Annotated in this window: 18 protein-coding genes; 10 read left to right on the forward strand and 8 right to left on the reverse strand. The window is 44.5% G+C overall.

All coding sequences use genetic code 11. The features are described from left to right. The first annotated feature begins 169 nt into the window (after nt 1-169). Genes hemA through prmC form a run of 3 tightly spaced genes read left to right on the forward strand, consistent with a single transcriptional unit; the run spans nt 170 to nt 3,377 of the window. On the forward strand, nt 170-1,420 hold the full coding sequence (gene hemA, locus L2744_RS00555; protein WP_248990211.1) for a glutamyl-tRNA reductase: 1,251 nt from the start codon (nt 170-172) through the stop codon (nt 1,418-1,420). A 14-nt stretch (nt 1,421-1,434) separates the two neighbouring features. Next, entirely contained in the window at nt 1,435-2,526 is a 1,092-nt protein-coding gene (prfA, locus tag L2744_RS00560) for a peptide chain release factor 1 (RefSeq protein ID WP_248990212.1), read from the forward strand. Between the two features lie 2 nt (nt 2,527-2,528). Continuing rightward, the gene (gene prmC, locus L2744_RS00565) at nt 2,529-3,377 is read left to right on the forward strand and encodes a peptide chain release factor N(5)-glutamine methyltransferase (protein ID WP_248990213.1); all 849 of its coding nucleotides are present in this window, start codon (nt 2,529-2,531) and stop codon (nt 3,375-3,377) included. A gap of 427 nt (nt 3,378-3,804) precedes the next feature. Here the strand turns inward: prmC and L2744_RS00570 are convergent, their stop codons facing one another. Beyond that, the gene (locus L2744_RS00570; RefSeq protein ID WP_248990214.1) at nt 3,805-4,218 is read right to left on the reverse strand and encodes a GNAT family N-acetyltransferase; all 414 of its coding nucleotides are present in this window, start codon (nt 4,216-4,218) and stop codon (nt 3,805-3,807) included. A gap of 117 nt (nt 4,219-4,335) precedes the next feature. Here L2744_RS00570 and L2744_RS00575 point away from each other — a divergent pair, with 117 nt between their 5' ends. From L2744_RS00575 to kdsA, 4 genes are all read left to right on the forward strand, one after another. Further along, nucleotides 4,336-4,731, forward strand: a complete 396-nt coding sequence (locus tag L2744_RS00575; RefSeq protein ID WP_248990215.1) for a SirB2 family protein — start codon at nt 4,336-4,338, stop codon at nt 4,729-4,731. After that, on the forward strand, nt 4,731-5,519 hold the full coding sequence (locus tag L2744_RS00580; protein ID WP_248990216.1) for a transglutaminase family protein: 789 nt from the start codon (nt 4,731-4,733) through the stop codon (nt 5,517-5,519). Before L2744_RS00575 ends, L2744_RS00580 begins: the two co-directional genes overlap by 1 nt. A 161-nt stretch (nt 5,520-5,680) precedes the next feature. Beyond that, nucleotides 5,681-6,928 (forward strand): DUF819 family protein, encoded by a 1,248-nt coding sequence (locus L2744_RS00585; RefSeq protein WP_248990217.1) that lies wholly within the window; start codon nt 5,681-5,683, stop codon nt 6,926-6,928. Between the two features lie 64 nt (nt 6,929-6,992). Next, nucleotides 6,993-7,841 (forward strand): 3-deoxy-8-phosphooctulonate synthase, encoded by an 849-nt coding sequence (gene kdsA, locus L2744_RS00590; RefSeq protein ID WP_248990218.1) that lies wholly within the window; start codon nt 6,993-6,995, stop codon nt 7,839-7,841. Nucleotides 7,842-8,198: 357 nt separating this feature from the next. Here kdsA and L2744_RS00595 read toward each other — a convergent pair whose 3' ends face one another. The 3 genes from L2744_RS00595 to L2744_RS00605 all read right to left on the reverse strand — a co-directional run bounded on the left by L2744_RS00595 (nt 8,199) and on the right by L2744_RS00605 (nt 10,232). After that, nucleotides 8,199-8,537 carry a P-II family nitrogen regulator gene (locus tag L2744_RS00595; protein WP_248990219.1) on the reverse strand — a complete coding sequence of 113 codons (339 nt, stop codon included), beginning with the start codon at nt 8,535-8,537 and terminating at the stop codon, nt 8,199-8,201. Between the two features lie 322 nt (nt 8,538-8,859). Next, nucleotides 8,860-9,816 carry a ketopantoate reductase family protein gene (locus tag L2744_RS00600; RefSeq protein ID WP_248990220.1) on the reverse strand — a complete coding sequence of 319 codons (957 nt, stop codon included), beginning with the start codon at nt 9,814-9,816 and terminating at the stop codon, nt 8,860-8,862. Between the two features lie 56 nt (nt 9,817-9,872). Beyond that, nucleotides 9,873-10,232: a VanZ family protein gene (locus tag L2744_RS00605; RefSeq protein ID WP_248990221.1), complete on the reverse strand. Its 360-nt coding sequence runs from the start codon at nt 10,230-10,232 to the stop codon at nt 9,873-9,875. 163 nt (nt 10,233-10,395) lie between these two features. On the opposite strand from L2744_RS00605, the gene L2744_RS00610 reads away from it, so the two are divergent. After that, complete coding sequence (locus tag L2744_RS00610; RefSeq protein ID WP_248990222.1) at nt 10,396-10,881, forward strand: YajQ family cyclic di-GMP-binding protein; 486 nt, start codon at nt 10,396-10,398, stop codon at nt 10,879-10,881. A gap of 109 nt (nt 10,882-10,990) precedes the next feature. Here the strand turns inward: L2744_RS00610 and L2744_RS00615 are convergent, their stop codons facing one another. From L2744_RS00615 to L2744_RS00630, 4 genes are all read right to left on the reverse strand, one after another. Further along, the gene (locus L2744_RS00615; protein ID WP_248990223.1) at nt 10,991-12,406 is read right to left on the reverse strand and encodes an AmpG family muropeptide MFS transporter; all 1,416 of its coding nucleotides are present in this window, start codon (nt 12,404-12,406) and stop codon (nt 10,991-10,993) included. Between the two features lie 198 nt (nt 12,407-12,604). Further along, nucleotides 12,605-12,925, reverse strand: coding sequence for a hypothetical protein (locus tag L2744_RS00620; RefSeq protein ID WP_248990224.1), 321 nt, complete (start codon nt 12,923-12,925; stop codon nt 12,605-12,607). A 69-nt stretch (nt 12,926-12,994) separates the two neighbouring features. Then, nucleotides 12,995-13,579 carry a peptidylprolyl isomerase gene (locus L2744_RS00625; RefSeq protein WP_248990225.1) on the reverse strand — a complete coding sequence of 195 codons (585 nt, stop codon included), beginning with the start codon at nt 13,577-13,579 and terminating at the stop codon, nt 12,995-12,997. Between the two features lie 33 nt (nt 13,580-13,612). Next, nucleotides 13,613-14,179 carry a YajG family lipoprotein gene (locus tag L2744_RS00630; RefSeq protein WP_248990226.1) on the reverse strand — a complete coding sequence of 189 codons (567 nt, stop codon included), beginning with the start codon at nt 14,177-14,179 and terminating at the stop codon, nt 13,613-13,615. Nucleotides 14,180-14,470: 291 nt separating this feature from the next. Between L2744_RS00630 and L2744_RS00635 the strand changes: the two genes are divergently transcribed. Both L2744_RS00635 and L2744_RS00640 read left to right on the forward strand, forming a co-directional pair. Continuing rightward, complete coding sequence (locus L2744_RS00635; RefSeq protein WP_248990227.1) at nt 14,471-15,502, forward strand: DUF2804 domain-containing protein; 1,032 nt, start codon at nt 14,471-14,473, stop codon at nt 15,500-15,502. A 96-nt stretch (nt 15,503-15,598) separates the two neighbouring features. Next, nucleotides 15,599-16,465 (forward strand): sterol desaturase family protein, encoded by an 867-nt coding sequence (locus tag L2744_RS00640; RefSeq protein ID WP_248990228.1) that lies wholly within the window; start codon nt 15,599-15,601, stop codon nt 16,463-16,465. Nucleotides 16,466-16,573 lie beyond the last annotated feature (108 nt).

The raw sequence follows: 16,573 nt of genomic DNA on the forward strand, positions 1-16,573 counted from the left end.
ACTTCGGGTTAGCTTCGTAGAGGCAATCCATGTTTACCTAGATTGATAGAAAATTTAGGTAACAAGTTAGACCTTTATTCGGTTTTGTTAAGCGTATTCTGTTTTTAGTTGGGCCAATTCAGTAGAATGCCCTTATTAAGAGAGTCGCCAAGAATCTAGAAAGAGTCAGATGAGCCTTGTAGCAATCGGTATTAACCATAAAACAGCCACGGTAGACCTGCGTGAGAAAGTTGCCTTCTCTCCGGACAAAATTCATGATGCCATGAAGAGTCTGGCCAGTCGTACGCGCTCGGGTGAAGCCGTTATCGTCTCGACCTGTAATCGCACTGAGTTGTATTGTAACAATGGCGATGAGGCTGACATCATTCAATGGCTTGAAGAATATCATGGCCTAGATCATAAAGATGTCGCGCCTTGCCTATACAATTATCACGGGCAAACTGCGGTTAAGCATTTGATGCGCGTCGCTTCAGGGCTTGACTCATTGATTTTAGGTGAGCCGCAAATTTTAGGGCAAGTGAAGCAAGCTTTCGCTAAAGCCAAAGAAGCGGGCACAGTCGCCTTAACCATTGACCGCCTTTTTCAAAATACCTTTTCAGTCGCTAAAAAAGTGCGTACCGAAACTGAAATTGGTGCTGCAGCTGTGTCGGTGGCCTTTGCCGCTGTAAGTATGGCGAAGCATATCTTCTCCTCACTTTCGACCACTAAGGTGCTGTTGATTGGTGCGGGTGAAACGATTGAGCTGGTGGCCAAACATCTAAAAGATAATGGTGTTGCCTCCATGGTGGTGGCAAACCGTACTTTAGAACGTGCTCAGGGCATGTGCGAAGAGTTTGGCGCAACCGCAATTACGTTAGCGCAGATACCAGATTATCTCCCTAAAGCCGATATCGTGATATCCTCTACCGCCAGCCCGCTGCCTATCCTAGGTAAAGGCATGGTCGAAAAAGCGCTAAAGCAGCGTCGCCATCAACCTATGTTATTGGTTGATATAGCAGTTCCCCGAGATATTGAGGCGGAAGTCGCCGATTTAGACGATGCGTTTCTGTATACAGTGGACGACCTGCATAGCATTATTGAACAGAATATGGCTTCCAGAAAAGAAGCCGCCGAGCAAGCTGAATTAATTACTGAAGAACAATCCTATCTGTTTATGGATTGGGTACGTTCTTTAGAGTCGGTCGACAGTATTCGTGAGTATCGCAATCAGAGCATGGCGATAAAAGATGAGTTAGTAGAACGCGCCCTGAATAAATTAGCTCAGGGGGGCAACACTGAACAGGTATTGATTGAATTAGCCAATCGCCTGACGAACAAACTTATCCACGCACCAACCCAAGCCCTCACGGCGGCGAGCCGTCAGGGTGATTTGAATACACTCGGTCAGTTAAGAACAGCGCTTGGATTAGATAAAAACTAAGGTTAGCGAGTTAAATGAAGGAATCCGTTATCCGCAAGCTAGAAGGCTTGCTCGAGCGTAATGAAGAAGTTTTGGCCTTACTGGGTGATGCATCCGTTATCGCTGATCAAGACCGTTTTCGCGCATTATCAAAAGAATATTCTCAGTTAGAAGAAGTGGTTGCAGGCTTTAAAGCCTATCAGCAAGCACAGGCTGATCTCGACTCCGCAAAGGAAATGTTGGAAGAAGATGATGCCGAAATGCGCGAGATGGCGCAGGAAGAAATGAAAGTCGCAAAAGTGGAGTTAGAGCGGCTCGAAAGTGAGCTGCAAATCCTGCTGTTGCCTAAGGATCCTAACGACGATACCAACGCCTTTATCGAAATTCGTGCAGGCGCGGGTGGCGACGAAGCGGCCATTTTCGCCGGTGACTTATTCCGCATGTATAGCCGTTATGCCGAAGCGAATCGCTGGCAGATGGAAGTGATGAGCTGTAACGAAGGCGAACACGGTGGCTTTAAAGAAATTATCGTAAAAGTCAGCGGTGAGGGTGCCTACGGTAAGCTTAAATTTGAGTCGGGCGGTCACCGTGTTCAACGTGTACCAGAAACCGAATCCCAGGGGCGTGTGCATACTTCGGCTGTTACCGTCGTTGTGATGCATGAAGTGCCTGAAGCTGAAGCGATTTCGATTAACCCTGCTGATCTTAAAGTCGATACTTTCCGCTCATCTGGCGCGGGTGGTCAGCACGTTAACAAAACCGACTCGGCTATTCGTATTACCCATATTCCAACGGGGATTGTGGTCGAGTGCCAAGATCAACGTTCGCAACATAAAAACCGTGCCCAAGCCATGAGTGTTTTGGCTGCACGTATTCAAGCGGTTGAGGATGAAAAACGTCGTAGTGCTGAAGAGTCGACCCGCCGTAGTCTGGTTGCCAGTGGAGACCGCTCCGAGCGTGTGCGTACCTACAACTTCCCCCAAGGCCGTGTGAGTGAGCATCGTATCAATCTAACTTTGTATCGCTTAAATGAAGTGATGGAAGGCGATTTAGATGCAATTTTAGCACCACTGATGCAAGAGCATCAGGCCGATCTGTTAGCCGCACTGGCTGACGAGCAGGGGTAATTTTGTCAGATCAATCTAGCATCGCTGAAGCTCTGCAATGGGCTTATGTGCAGTTAGCGTCAACCTCTGAATCCGCCCATCTGGATGCAGAGGTTTTTCTGCTATATTGCCTCAATAAAAATCGTGCTTATCTCTATACTTGGCCTGAAAAGGCCCTGACGATTGACCAGTGGAAACGCTTTCAGCAAATGGTACAAAAACGCCAAAAAGGCGTTCCTGTTGCGCATATTGTGGGCGAACGTGAGTTTTGGTCGCTGCCTTTTATTGTCAACGACACTACTTTGATCCCACGTCCCGATACCGAAATTCTGGTTGAAACCGCGCTAAATTTACCCCTATCGACCTATGCTAAAGTGCTCGATTTAGGCACGGGCACTGGCGCAATTGCATTGGCATTAGCGTCCGAGCGTGAGTCATGGGAAATTACCGCTGTCGATAAGGTCGATGATGCCGTAGCGCTGGCTATCGCAAATCGTGAAAACTTAAAGTTGCCGCAGGTTGAAATCCTCCAGAGCGATTGGTTTAGCGCAGTAAAGTCGCGGGATTTTGACTTAATTGTCTCAAATCCGCCCTATATCGATGAGGCCGATGAACACTTGCACCAAGGCGATGTACGCTTCGAGCCGCAAAGTGCATTAACCGCCGCTGAGGAAGGCTTTGCCGATCTTTACTATATCGCCAAGACTGCCCGTGATTATTTAAAACCTAACGGTTATATCCTACTCGAACACGGTTTTGAACAGGCCGTAAAACTCAGAGCTAAGCTAATTGAGCTGGGTTATGAAAATGTCGCCACAGTGCGGGATTTTGGCAGTAACGATAGATGCACTATGGGCAAATGGGCGGAGTAATTCGCCCTTGTTTTTGGTGAAGGTGTTTACTTTGTGAGCCGTTATTCGTTATTTTTTGTTCACCATTCACCATTCACCATTCACCATTCACCATTCGTGAACCGTCATTCCCGCAATGCTTTTGAGCGGGAATCTAGCTTTTAAGTCACTTAGTCTTGATTAAGTACAGCCATTCCAGTGACACGTCGTCTGCTTCTTTTAAAAGAAGTATCCCAGTAGGCTCGACGGCGGCATACCGCCCATGATCACCTCCATGCCAGTGCTTAATTCCGTTGGCTCTTGGATTTCCATTTAGCCTGTTTTTTACTTTCATAATGAAATTTAACAATGGGTGCTGAGATGGTCACCTCGGTCTTGGCTTTCAGCCATTTGTTGAGCTAAACGTTTTGTATCTTCGTCTACATGAAATTACTGCTGGCGTTAAATATCACAACACTTTCACCATAAAGAATTTACTGCCCGTTTCGGGGTAGGCTTGTTGTACCCATTGCACATGGTAACCGTGGCGCTCGTAAAAGGGCTTGGCTTGAAAATCGAGGGTATCAAGTAGGGCAAATTGACAGCCTCGTGCCTTTGCCTTGCTTTCAGCCTTCAATAATAAGCCTGAGCCAATTTTTTGTTGGCGAATGGCATCATCAACCCAAAGGTAATCAATCAAAAACCAATTGCCGAAGGTTTTGCCGCTAATTCCAGCTAATAGTTTACCCTCTGGGTCTTGTATTTTTAGCCCCAGATTTCTACGGCTAAGTCCTTGCCATTGGACTTGGTTGAATTCCACTATTTTTTGCTTTACCGCTTCGGCAAAATCGGTTGATTCATCGTCAATGAACGTTAAATTCATGGTGATTTCCTATGTATTTTGAATCGAATTGAGCGCGTTAATCTAGACCGTTAGGCATTGGTATGATGTAGCTATTAGGGTAAACTAGCGCCTTTGTCACTGGCCATAAGTATCGAAATGGAAACTTTTTACAGTCTATATCCTGCGGTTAAACATCTGCATTTTACCTTTATTGCGTTGAGTGTGTTACTGCTTACCGTGCGCTTTGTGCTGCATTTACGTCAGTCTGTATTGATGGATAAGAAATTACTCAAGATTGCTCCCCATGTGATCGACACTTTCTTACTGCTTTCTGGCTTAACCTTGTGCTTTATGATCAAGCAATATCCCTTTGTTGATCCTTGGATGACCGAAAAAATCGGTGCAGTTGTGGCTTATATTGTCCTAGGTGCGATTGCGATAAAAGCGAATAGAAACAAACTGTTCAAAGTATTTGCTTTCCTAGGTGCTATAGGTTGGTTGGTGTATGCCGCCAAGTTGGCGCATTTTAAACAAGCGGTATTACTGGGTTAATGGGTAAATATACACTTCAAGATGGCATTTCATTGCCCGATTCGGCTTTGGATGTAGGTGCTCACCTTGGCTTTTCAAACCTTAAAACGGCTAAATGGGCGTGGTTTGAATTGGCGGGAGCTGTATTAAGTCATTACTTAGTCGATCAACAGCAGCGTTTAAATGCGCTGCTGCATTGGTTTTATCAAGACCTCGGTTTTTGTGCTCGCGACAATTACTTTAGTGTTGAGGCCGCAGATTTAGGTACTTGCCTTATTAGCAAACAGGGCAATAGTACGACGTTAGCTACGGTATTGATGCTACTAGCAAAACAACTCGATTTAGAGCTTGAATTGTTGTTGCTACCGGGTAATAGCGTGCTGCGCAGTAAAATAGCTGGCGAGGTGCGCTATTTTGACCCGCTAACGGGGAATGAGCTGACTCGCCACCAACTGCACGTACTAGTGCGCGGTGAGTTAGGTAATGCGGCGCAGTTAAAACCAAGCTATTTTAAAGCCGCTTCGGTTAAAAGGCTTATTACCCGCATGCTGCATGAACTAAAAGCTGGTTGCATTGTTTCTCACCAATTTGAGGCGGCATTGGAATGCTGTAACTTGCTTTTGCAATGGCATGCAGATGATGTGCACTTAAATCGTGAGCGCGCTTTTATCGCCCAGCAATTAGGCTGCATTAATGTGGCGGTGGCCGATTTGCAGCACTTTGTTGATAACAGCCCGCACGATCCTGTGGTCGAAATAGTGAAGATGCAGCTTAAAGAACTCAATGAGCACGCTGAGATTTATCATTAGAGAAGAGCCTTTCGAGGCTCTTCTTATTTATTCAATTGTGCAACTCAATTAAATCAGCAAAAAATAATAACACTGGGCAGATGAAAGTTTGACCCAGGGACTTAAAGGTTAAGTCTCTAATATAAATAAAATAATTACTGTATCGACAGGGAGAAATTAGCATGACAGGCACAGCATTCGTCACCAATGACGCGGTGGCGCTCGGGATACTCGCAACTATTTTAGGTTTTGTTTTTTATACCAGTAGTAGTAGCCATCCCTTTTGGCAAAAGTTTTACCGTTTTATTCCTGCGCTATTATTGTGTTATTTCCTGCCATCACTGTTAAATACCTTTGGGGTAATCGATGGTCAGACATCGCAACTGTACTTTGTTGCATCCCGTTATTTACTACCCGCTTGTTTAGTGCTTCTTATTTTAAGTGTTGATTTAAAAGCTATTTTAGGTCTTGGACCTAAGGCTGTGATCATGTTTTTAACCGGTACTGTAGGTATAGTGATCGGTGGGCCGATAGCCCTGCTTATGGTGTCGGTGATCGAACCCTCTTTAATCGGTGTCGATGGCCCCGATGCGGTGTGGCGTGGCATGACAACGCTTGCCGGGAGTTGGATTGGCGGCGGTGCAAACCAAGCTGCAATGAAAGAAATCTATGAAGTGGGTGGCAATATTTTCTCTGTGATGGTGACAGTCGATGTGATTGTGGCCAATATTTGGATGGCGGTATTGCTATTTATGGCATCAAAAGCCAAAGAAATAGATGCCAAAACCGGTGCAGATACTTCGGCTATCGAAGCTTTAAAAAATAAAGTCGAAAAGTATCACGCTGAAAATGCGCGAATTCCTAATCTTCGGGATTTGATGCTCATTGTCGCCGTTGGGTTTGGTATTACGGGTGTCGCCCATATTGCGGCTGATTTTCTGGGACCATTCTTCGAAGCCAACTATCCGTGGACCGAGGATTACAGCTTAACGTCTAAATTCTTCTGGCTAGTAGTGATAGTCACAACGATTGGGTTAGCGATGTCCTTTAGCCCTGTGCGTCATTTAGAGGCGGCAGGAGCATCGAAAGTGGCATCGGCTTTCCTCTATATCTTAGTGGCGACCATTGGTTTGCATATGGATGTGAGTAAAGTACTTGATACACCACTGTATTTTTTAGTGGGTATTATTTGGATGGTAGTGCACGCGGGCTTTATGTTATTAGTGGCTAAGTTAATTAAGGCACCCTTATTCTATATGGCCGTAGGCAGCCAAGCGAACGTAGGCGGCGCGGCGTCGGCGCCAGTTGTCGCAGCGGCATTCCACCCCGCATTAGCGCCAGTGGGCGTATTATTAGCCGTGTTTGGTTATGTGTTAGGGACCTATATGGCTTGGATTTGCGGCCAAATTTTACAGATGGTTGCGGTTTAGTCGCCTTAGCACCTATATTCAGTTCACCGCTGGGCAGAGTCCAGCATTTGAGAGAGAAGTTGCGATGAGTAATAAAATCATAAGCTTAGGTTCAATCGAAATTGCAAACGATAAACCTTTTGTGTTGTTTGGTGGCATGAACGTGCTTGAGTCTCGCGATCTTGCTATGTCGATTGCTGAAACCTATGCCGAAGTCACCCAAAAATTGGGGATCCCCTATGTATTTAAGGCCTCCTTTGATAAGGCGAATCGCTCTTCGATCAACTCTTACCGTGGTCCTGGTATGGAGGAAGGTTTAAAGATTTTTGAGGAAATCAAAAAAACCTTCAATCTGCCGCTGATCACCGACGTACATGAAACCTATCAGTGCGCACCCGTTGCTGAAGTGGTTGATATTATTCAGTTGCCAGCATTCCTTGCCCGTCAAACCGATTTAGTTGTGGCCATGGCAAAAACGGGCGCCATCATCAATGTGAAAAAACCGCAGTTTTTAGCGCCCCACGAAATGCGCCACATCATCACTAAGTTTAACGAAGCGGGTAATGACGAAATCATTCTCTGTGAGCGTGGTTCAAGCTTTGGCTATAACAATCTAGTGGTTGATATGTTAGGTATGGATGAGATGAAGCAATCGGGTTATCCGGTGATTTTTGACGCGACCCATGCACTGCAACGCCCTGGTGGTCGCGCCGATTCCGCTGGTGGCCGCCGTGCCCAAGCTACCGAGCTAGCTCGCAGTGGTATGGCACTTGGTCTAGCAGGTCTGTTTATTGAAGCCCACCCTGATCCTGATAATGCTAAGTGTGATGGCCCATGTGCGCTACCTTTGCACCAGTTAGAAAATTATCTGAAGCAAATGAAAGCTATTGATGATCTCGTTAAATCCTTCGAGCCAATTGATACAAGCAAGTAAGCATAAATATATTCTTCGATCCTAAAAGCCCTGACTCGTTCAGGGCTTTTGTTTTTAAGATGAAATACACTGCCATTTAGTGATGTTTTATTATGATGTAGATAATCACTTTGAGAATAAATTAATAAAAATAGGTACTTGGCTAATACTGATTAGTATTACTGCTAGTTTAGTGATATGGGATATTTTCAACTGTTTTTTGAATCTCTGTAAGGTTAGAGCCTCATATTCAAAGGGTTACAACAGCCATATAAGGGATTTGCAGGGTAGCAAACCCCATGAAGCTTGAGGAGCTAAAACGCTGGTTAGTCGAGCCTCTTTAGCGTAGTAGCAATCTAAAGCAGAGTGTTAGACTCATCATATCGCATCGATACCTTCTTCTGAGGTACGGATGCGTACGACTTGTTCTAGGTCGGCTACAAAGATTTTTCCATCGCCCACTTTACCCGTATGTGCGGCTGTCATTATAGCTTCGATCACGGCTTCTTCCTGCTCAGAGTGAATGGCCATTTCGAGTTTTATCTTAGGTAAAAAATCGACTGTGTATTCGGCGCCACGATAGAGTTCTGCATGTCCCTTTTGGCGACCAAAGCCGCGGACTTCGGTAACAGTCATACCATTCACACCCAGTTGGGTAAGGGCCTCACGTACATCGTCTAATTTGAAAGGTTTAATAATTGTGGTGACCAGTTTCAACTTTACTCTCCAACAAACATCAGGCTCAAGTTGCACGGGTAAAGCAGGAATCAGGCCATAAAAACAAAGCATTTATTATCATTGTGTTAATCTAAATGCGCACCGCAACAGTTTAAGATTTGATATAAAATGGTGCGAAATTAAATTGATTTGCATCATGTTGGTGCGTTGCCTTGGTGCAATTTATAACTCATTGTTTGGTATGAGTGCAGTAGTGAAAGTGTTTATGTTGGAATAGATGTTGAGCATCTGACTTAACCATAAACATTAGCCGAGTTTTAGTGGTGGATATTTTAATAAACAATGCGTTAAATTTAGCTTTTTAGATGTGACCAGAAGATTTTGATGTTTCTAGCTGTTTAATTTTTGTGCACATTTCTGTGTTGGTGGTTGCACTTAAGCCGTGCACTTTAGCTCGCTCACAGATATAGCCATTGATCTGATCTATTTCCGTCTGTCTTTGATGTGCAACATCTTGGTGCATCGAGGAGAAATTTCCTGCCGTAAGCGTTATCACTCGGTAAACTCTATCCTGCAAAAATACCCTGTCGAGCTGTATGCCATCTTGTGCGGCCACATATACCAGCTCATCAAGGATAGCTGCAATTGTGTGATTAAACTGTGGCTGTGCCAGTGTACCATTAGTGCATTTATGTATTGCGGTTAAGGGATTGATTGCCGCATTGACCGCCAGTTTTTGCCATAGACAAGGAATGATGGCATCCACCCATTCACAATTTGGGATAGCTTCTAATAACAGATGCCGATAACGATCATCGAGCGGTTGACCACTAAAATGACCAATTTGGGTTAACCCATGCCCCGTTTGCTTTATCTGCCAACGATTATGGCGTAACACACCCTGTGATGTTGTGCCCAAACTAAGGCCGCGAGTACCGATAAGTGGCGCTAGTGCTAAATGTGGCCCCATGCCATTGTGTAGTAGCAAAATATGGCACTGGCTTGAGAGTTTATCGAGTAAAGGCGTAATAGCATCAAGTACTTGATAGGCTTTAACACAAACAATGATAAGTTTTATACCCGATAGTGCTTCCAGCTTGGGTTCAATGATTGGCACCGAGTAATGACTTTCAAGCGCTTTGCTGGTCATCTGCTCAGGTTGTATGAATGCTGTAAAGCTAAGTTGTTGTTCCCGCCGTGTATCGATATTTTTCCCTATAAAGCCGACAGGGATCCCTGCCGCGTGAAGCTGATGACAAATCAATTGCCCTACTGCACCCGCGCCTAAAATTGCGATTTCAACATTAGCAGAGATCATTTTCGCATGCCTTACTCACTATCACTTACTATCGGTAGACCAAATACCTTACTGTTTTATTCCTGCAATTGTGCGGCGCGAAAGTATTTTCCATAGGCCCAAAGGCAAAAGTAGAACAGTGCTATACCTGCAAAATCGGCAAGCACATCGCCTATCGATGCACTACGGTAGGGCAAGCGGGACTGCACTAACTCGATGAGTACTGCATAGCTTGACAGTAAGAGCGATAGCCAATACCACTTGGGGCGAAAAGCTAGGTAGGTAAGATAGGATAGGCAAAAAAAACTCCCAAGATGGCCTATCTTATCGATATGAGGAATGCTCTGCGAATAGGTCGGTCTGGAAAACACCAGATAACTGATTACTACAAAGGCTACGGCTAAAGCCAGCTTAAATACGGTATTTTTAGTTATCACAAATATGTTTGTATTAGCTTAGAGTGGGGCAATGATAGGAAAATGTGTGGCTAAAGTCACCCATATCCCGAGTTTTATCTTGCTTAGGGTGAAGTTAATCTTCAACTTGCCGCGGGGAGTCGGTAAACTATGGGCATTTACAATCACCTAAGGTGCGGCAACCATGCCTTCATTTGATATTGTGTCTGAAGTCGACGAAGTCGAATTACGTAACGCGGTAGATAATTCTCGTCGTGAACTCAGCAGTCGTTTTGATTTTCGTGGCAAGAATGCTGAAATCGAATATAAAGATCATGTGGTCACTCTGTCTGCTGAAGATGATTTCCAATGTAAGCAGTTAGTGGATATTTTACGCACTCAATTGAGCAAGCGTAATGTTGAGCCATCTGCCATGGATGTGGATGAAAAGTCGGTACACAGCGGCAAAACATTTTCGTTGAAAGTACGCTTTAAGCAGGGGATTGAAACTGATATCGCGAAAAAAGTGGTTAAGATGATTAAAGACAGCAAGCTGAAAGTGCAATCGTCGATCCAAGGCGATACCGTGCGCGTTACGGGTAAGGCCCGCGATGATTTGCAAGCGGTTATGGCGTTAATGCGTCAATCTGAATTAGGTCAGCCTTTCCAATTCAATAACTTCCGCGACTAATATGATTTGATGCCTGTTTAAGGGCATTCAAAGTATTCTATATAAAAAAGCCCTCGATGCTCAGCATTGGGGGCTTTTTGTTTGATGATTTTGTTAAGTTGAGCAGCGGCTAGATGTCTGATTGATGGGTTTTGGTCTGTGCATTATCCAGTAACGATGAACTCGGATGCGGTGCGTATTTATGAACTAAATGGATCAATATCAATACCGGGAAACCGATGATGCTGGCAACAACAAAGAAATTTACATAGCCAAATGAGTCGACGTAAGCACCCGAAAAACCAGCAATAAACTTAGGGAATAGCAACATAATAGACGATAGCAACGCATATTGGGTCGCGCTGTAACCGTTACTCGTTAGGCTAGATAAATAGGCTATAAAAGCAGCGGTAGCGATCCCCGCGCTGAAGTTATCCACAGAAATAGCAAAGGTTAAAAAGGGCACATCGTAGCCAATGACCGCCTGCCAAGCGAATAACAGATTAGTCACCGCAACCAGTAAAGCACCGAGGAAGAGGATCTTCATAGTACCAAAACGCGCTAACAGTACGCCGCCAAAAGCTGCGCCAACTAAGGTCATGATAAGGCCATAGATCTTACTCAAATAGGCGATTTCTTCCTTTGTGAATCCCATATCCACATAGAAAACGTTCGCCATAATCCCCATCACAATATCTGAGATCCGGTAACAGGAAATAAGTAGCAAAATAAGGATAGCACTACGGCCATAGCGTTTAAAAAAGTCGATAAAAGGTAGCACGCTAGCGGTATAAACCCAGGAAATACTCGCCGCTATGGGTCGAGGATAACTTGCGCTTAAACGTTGTTTTAATTCGAGTTCAGTGGCATCTGCAGCGCGGGTATCAACTTCAGGTTCGCGGCTAAAAAGGGTGGTTAAAATTCCCACCGACATTAATCCTGCCATTACTAAGTAGGAGGTCTGCCATGCGACTAAGTTGTATGCGGTATTGCCTGGTTCCACCCAAGCGGCAATGGTGAGTGCGCCAGCGGTAGCAACAATCATGGCACTGCGATAGCCCACTTGATAGGCCGCTGCGAGCGCTGCTTGCATTTTTTCCGGTGCTGATTCAATCCTAAAGGCATCAATCACAATATCTTGGGTTGCCGAAGCAAAGGCGACCAGTAGGGCGAAAATAGCTAAGCGTTCGAGATCTTTTAAGGGATCACTAAAAGACATGCCGAGAATTGCGGCCACCAGTAATAATTGGGCAAAAAGCATCCAACTGCGTCGTCGCCCTAGGAATCGGGTTAATAAGGGTAAGGAAAGCCTGTCTACCAGCGGTGACCAGGCCCATTTAAAGGCGTATGCCAAGGCTATCCAACTGAAATAACCAATAGAAGTACGATCGACACCCGCTTCGCGCAACCAGAATGATAGGGTCGAAAATACCAGCATCAATGGAAGCCCAGCGGAAAATCCGAGGAAGAGGAGGATTAAAACGCGCTTGTGATAGTAAACGCTAAGAGCATCGAGAGTGCGTTGAATAAAACCTGTTGCGGACATTGGTATGAGTCTAAGTGTCGAATCTGCCTAGCTTACGGGTAAGGTGCCATTAGGTTCAAGGACTAATACCAATCCTTTTAGAACTAAGACGATTGCTCATTGGCACTTCGTCATAAAAAATGGCCCAGTTGTGCTGGACCATTTTAGCTGCGATATCGCCGTATTGATTGCTTACTATGGATGTCTTATTTAGGCCTATTAAGGTCTTATCCCAATGCAACCGTTAGGCATTCTGCCTCCCAGGCTGAGAAAATCACAACAATCATGGATTTGCTTACGCAGATATTGATTGCCACGAATAGTACAGTCTGGCCAAGTGTTAAAGCTATGGAGCAAATGCCAAAACACTTTCTCGGTTTCCGTTTGCGCGTCGCCTGTCGGATTGAGCAATTGCCATTCCTCTAGCGTATCCCAAAGATAGAGCTGGACTTCATGGAATTCGAGTTCATCACTCAAAAATGCTTTTCCATACACAGCAAGCTGGGGTGCTTTATTATCGATGAACTCAGTTGTTGTCATCGTATGCCTCCTTTCAGTTGCTATCTGAGTATAGAGGTATAATTAGCGCTTTTACTCGAATTTTTCTTATTATTTTTTGGGCAGTAATTTAGCGGATTTTAATATGATTGGTGTGACGGGAAAATCTGGCCAATTGAGCTTAGCATTCGTGGTCGTTTCTACTACGGCCATGGCTTCCAATACGGGTTTACCTTCAATCACTTCACCAAAGACCGCATAACCCCAGCGACGTTTTGAAGGGTCGAGTTTAGTGTTGTCGGCCACGTTAAAGTAAAACTGGCGTGTAGCCGAGTGCGGATCATTATCCCGAGCCATGGCAATAGTGCCCATACTATTTGTTAGACCGTTGCCCGACTCATTCACTATGGGTTTACCTGCAGGCAGTTCATCCAATTTAGGGTTGAGTCCACCCCCTTGCACCACAAAATCGCTAATCACGCGGTGAAAAATCGTGTTGTCATATTCACCTTTCACCACATAGGTCAAAAAGTTGTCGACGGTAATAGGTGCTCGGGTTCTGTCTAACTCGACCACGATTTTGCCTAAACTGGTATCAAACTCGACTTGGGGATACAAGGTGTCTGGTTGAATGTCGATTGCAAGGCTGCTGTGACTAATACACAGGAATATGAGTGCAGATATCCAACGGAGCATTTTGATTTCCTTATAAATTATCGACTATGGTTATTATTTTTGTAAAAACTGGTTTAGCTCGGGGTCATTTAGAATTTCCCCTGACAGTTGGCCGAGTAATTTATTCATATCTAATTCTAAGGTGGCAAAATCCGGTGTTAGAGGGCCTTTTAGTGTCCCCTTGGCTTTATAACGTTTAACGAGTTCTTGGGTAGAATTTCGCGCTTGCACAGCAATCAGTACACTGTGCTTAGCTTCGTAACCAAAGGTTTTTTTAGTGACATCCATCTGCAATTCTTCTAATTGAATTTGTACCGAATTGCTGGCTCCTGGATCAATTTGATAACCCGCTTGAGTAAAACCATTACGGAAAACCTCGTCGAGTTGTAACTTTGGCGGTTCACTCGGGCTGACTAAACGGGTTTCTGTGCCTTTCTCAATAAAGCGTGCGACATATTCGACGTTGCGGGTATCAAGGGTTTCCAGTGAGATAGGTATGGTTCTTGAAATTTGTTGGTTAACATCTGGAATTTGCGGGCTGAAAGCCATATGAGTTGGCTTTTGGCTAGCACAGCCCACGAATAGCAAGGGAAGAGTCAAAGTCAGTAATAGCCGTTTCATAGGATCTCTCGTGCAAGTAAAAGTGGTTACAGCATACCAGAAATCACTTTTGATTCCACAGACCTGCACGATTCAGTTAAGGTGCAGGCCATCGACGTATTATCGAAAGGCGCTTTTTTATTTTCAAATTTAATCCATTATAAATTTTGGATGTGGGTTTAGTTACAAACTAACAACAATTTGATGTTGCACTCTTTTAATGCAGAAGGGGACAGGTTAGAGTAAAAATTTGATGCATACATAAGAGAGCATTGATGCTCCCGAATCCTTTTACCACTGCAAGGCATAGCCATGTTAACGATAGCAACCCAAATAGCCCCCGATAGCCTTATCAATCCTAAGGGGTTACCCCACTTTGGTCATTTTGATGGCATAGTGAAAACCTTAGGTTTGGCGGACTTTACCTATTTCGATACGATGGACAAACCAGCATCTCCTTGGGCAAAACGCTTTAACTACAAGCAGTTTCAGTTTGTCTCTCTGGTGACTCCCCGATATGTCATTGGTGTTGCGCTGGCTGATATTGCCTATCTTGGCAGTGCCTTTTGCTATGTATATGACATTAAAGCCAATCGTTTATCACAGCGCAATTGGCTAAAGCCTCTGGGTGTTGGCTATCAGATGACGCCATCTCCCGCTAATGGTAAAAGTGGCATTGGCCGTAAGGGCTCGCGGTTAAGTTTTGATATTCTTGAAGGTGGCTGGCGCCTGATCATTGATACTAAAAACCTGCAAGCTGATGTGACGTTACATCCATCACCTCTGAGTCTACCTATGGCCATGTGTAGTCCAACGGGCTATAGCGGCTGGACTTATACTCAAAAACACAATGGCTTAACCGTTACAGGAAAATTAACTGTTGACCATGAGCAGCAACCCCTCAACGCTGCTCTAGCTGGTTATGACTTTTCTGCTGGCTTTATGCGCCGTGATACCAGTTGGCGCTGGGCGTCCATTAATGCCCAAATCGATGGTGGTATTATGGGGCTCAATTTAGCGGCTGGCGTTAATGAAACCGGCGCTAATGAAAATGTATTTTGGATTAATGGTGAGCGGCATTTACTTGGACCAGTACAATTTGAATTTGACCGTCATGCGACTAAAGGTACTGAGGTATGGCGTATTTATAGCCATAACGGCCAAGTTGATTTGCTATTTTCAGCGCGAACCTGCCGTAGCGAAAAACGTAATTTAATCTTGCTTAAGAGCAACTTTCGCCAATATATCGGTCTTTTTAGTGGGACTATTATTGATAATGCAGGGCGATGCCACCAACTCAATAATGTCCTTGGATTGACTGAAGATCACTATGCCCGTTGGTAGTGAGCCATGTTTTGTTATTAATTGATATTATTAACTGTATCAAGTCCTCGAAGCTGCTGGAACAATAAGAGAATAATAAGAATAGGGTAAAGGTATATGGATATCGCCTCACTAATTAATCACCCCGAAATTTTGCTACTAGTGCTCGCCCCAGTATTTTTTCTGTGTATTTTGCTTGAATGGTATTTGGGCGATAAGCGGCAAAAACTGCCTTTAAGTGCACGTTACCGCGGCCAAGAAGTGCTATGTAATTTTAGCCTCGCGGCTATGCATCAAGGTGCCGATCTGCTCACTGGTTTGCTGGTCGCTAAGCTGTATCTGGCGATTTTTGGTTGGAAGTTGTTTGATATTGAAATGGGCCCATTGAGCTTTATTGCGTTAATGGTTGCGCAGGATTTTTGTTATTACTGGTTCCACCGAGCGAGCCACAGGGTGCGTTGGATGTGGGCTGCCCATGTGGTACACCATAGCTCTGAGAATATGAATTTTAGCACTGCATTTCGTCAGAGTTTAATGTATCCCTTTGCGGGCATGTGGGTGTTTTGGCTACCGCTGGTGATAATAGGTTTTGACCCTAACTGGGTCATTTTCGTGGTATTACTTAATCTAGGTTTACAATTTTTCGTTCATACACAATCGGTTAAATCACTTGTGCCGCTTGAATGGATTTTCAATACTCCTTCACATCATAGGGTGCACCATGGCCGTAATCCCCAATATATCGATAAAAACTATGCAGGGATCCTGATCATTTGGGACAAATTTTTTGGTACCTTTGAGCCTGAAGTCGATACTGTTATCTATGGTATTACTAAGCCTATAAATAGTTTTAATCCTGTTAAAGTCACCTTTAGCGAGTGGAGGGATATGTTTATCGATGTCACTGCAAGAGGTTTAACCCTTAAACAGCGCCTTAGTATCCTGTTTTTACCCCCAGCCAATAGTTATAAAGATGATGATTAATTAGCCATCAGCTTTTCCATCAACGTCGTTTCGCGATCACAATCTTTCCTGAGCGAACAAAATTTAATCTCCAAACGTCAACTCATTCTAATAGCCTATTTTTCTTTT

Source organism: Shewanella profunda (genome assembly GCF_023283765.1).
Lineage (GTDB): Bacteria > Pseudomonadota > Gammaproteobacteria > Enterobacterales > Shewanellaceae > Shewanella > Shewanella profunda.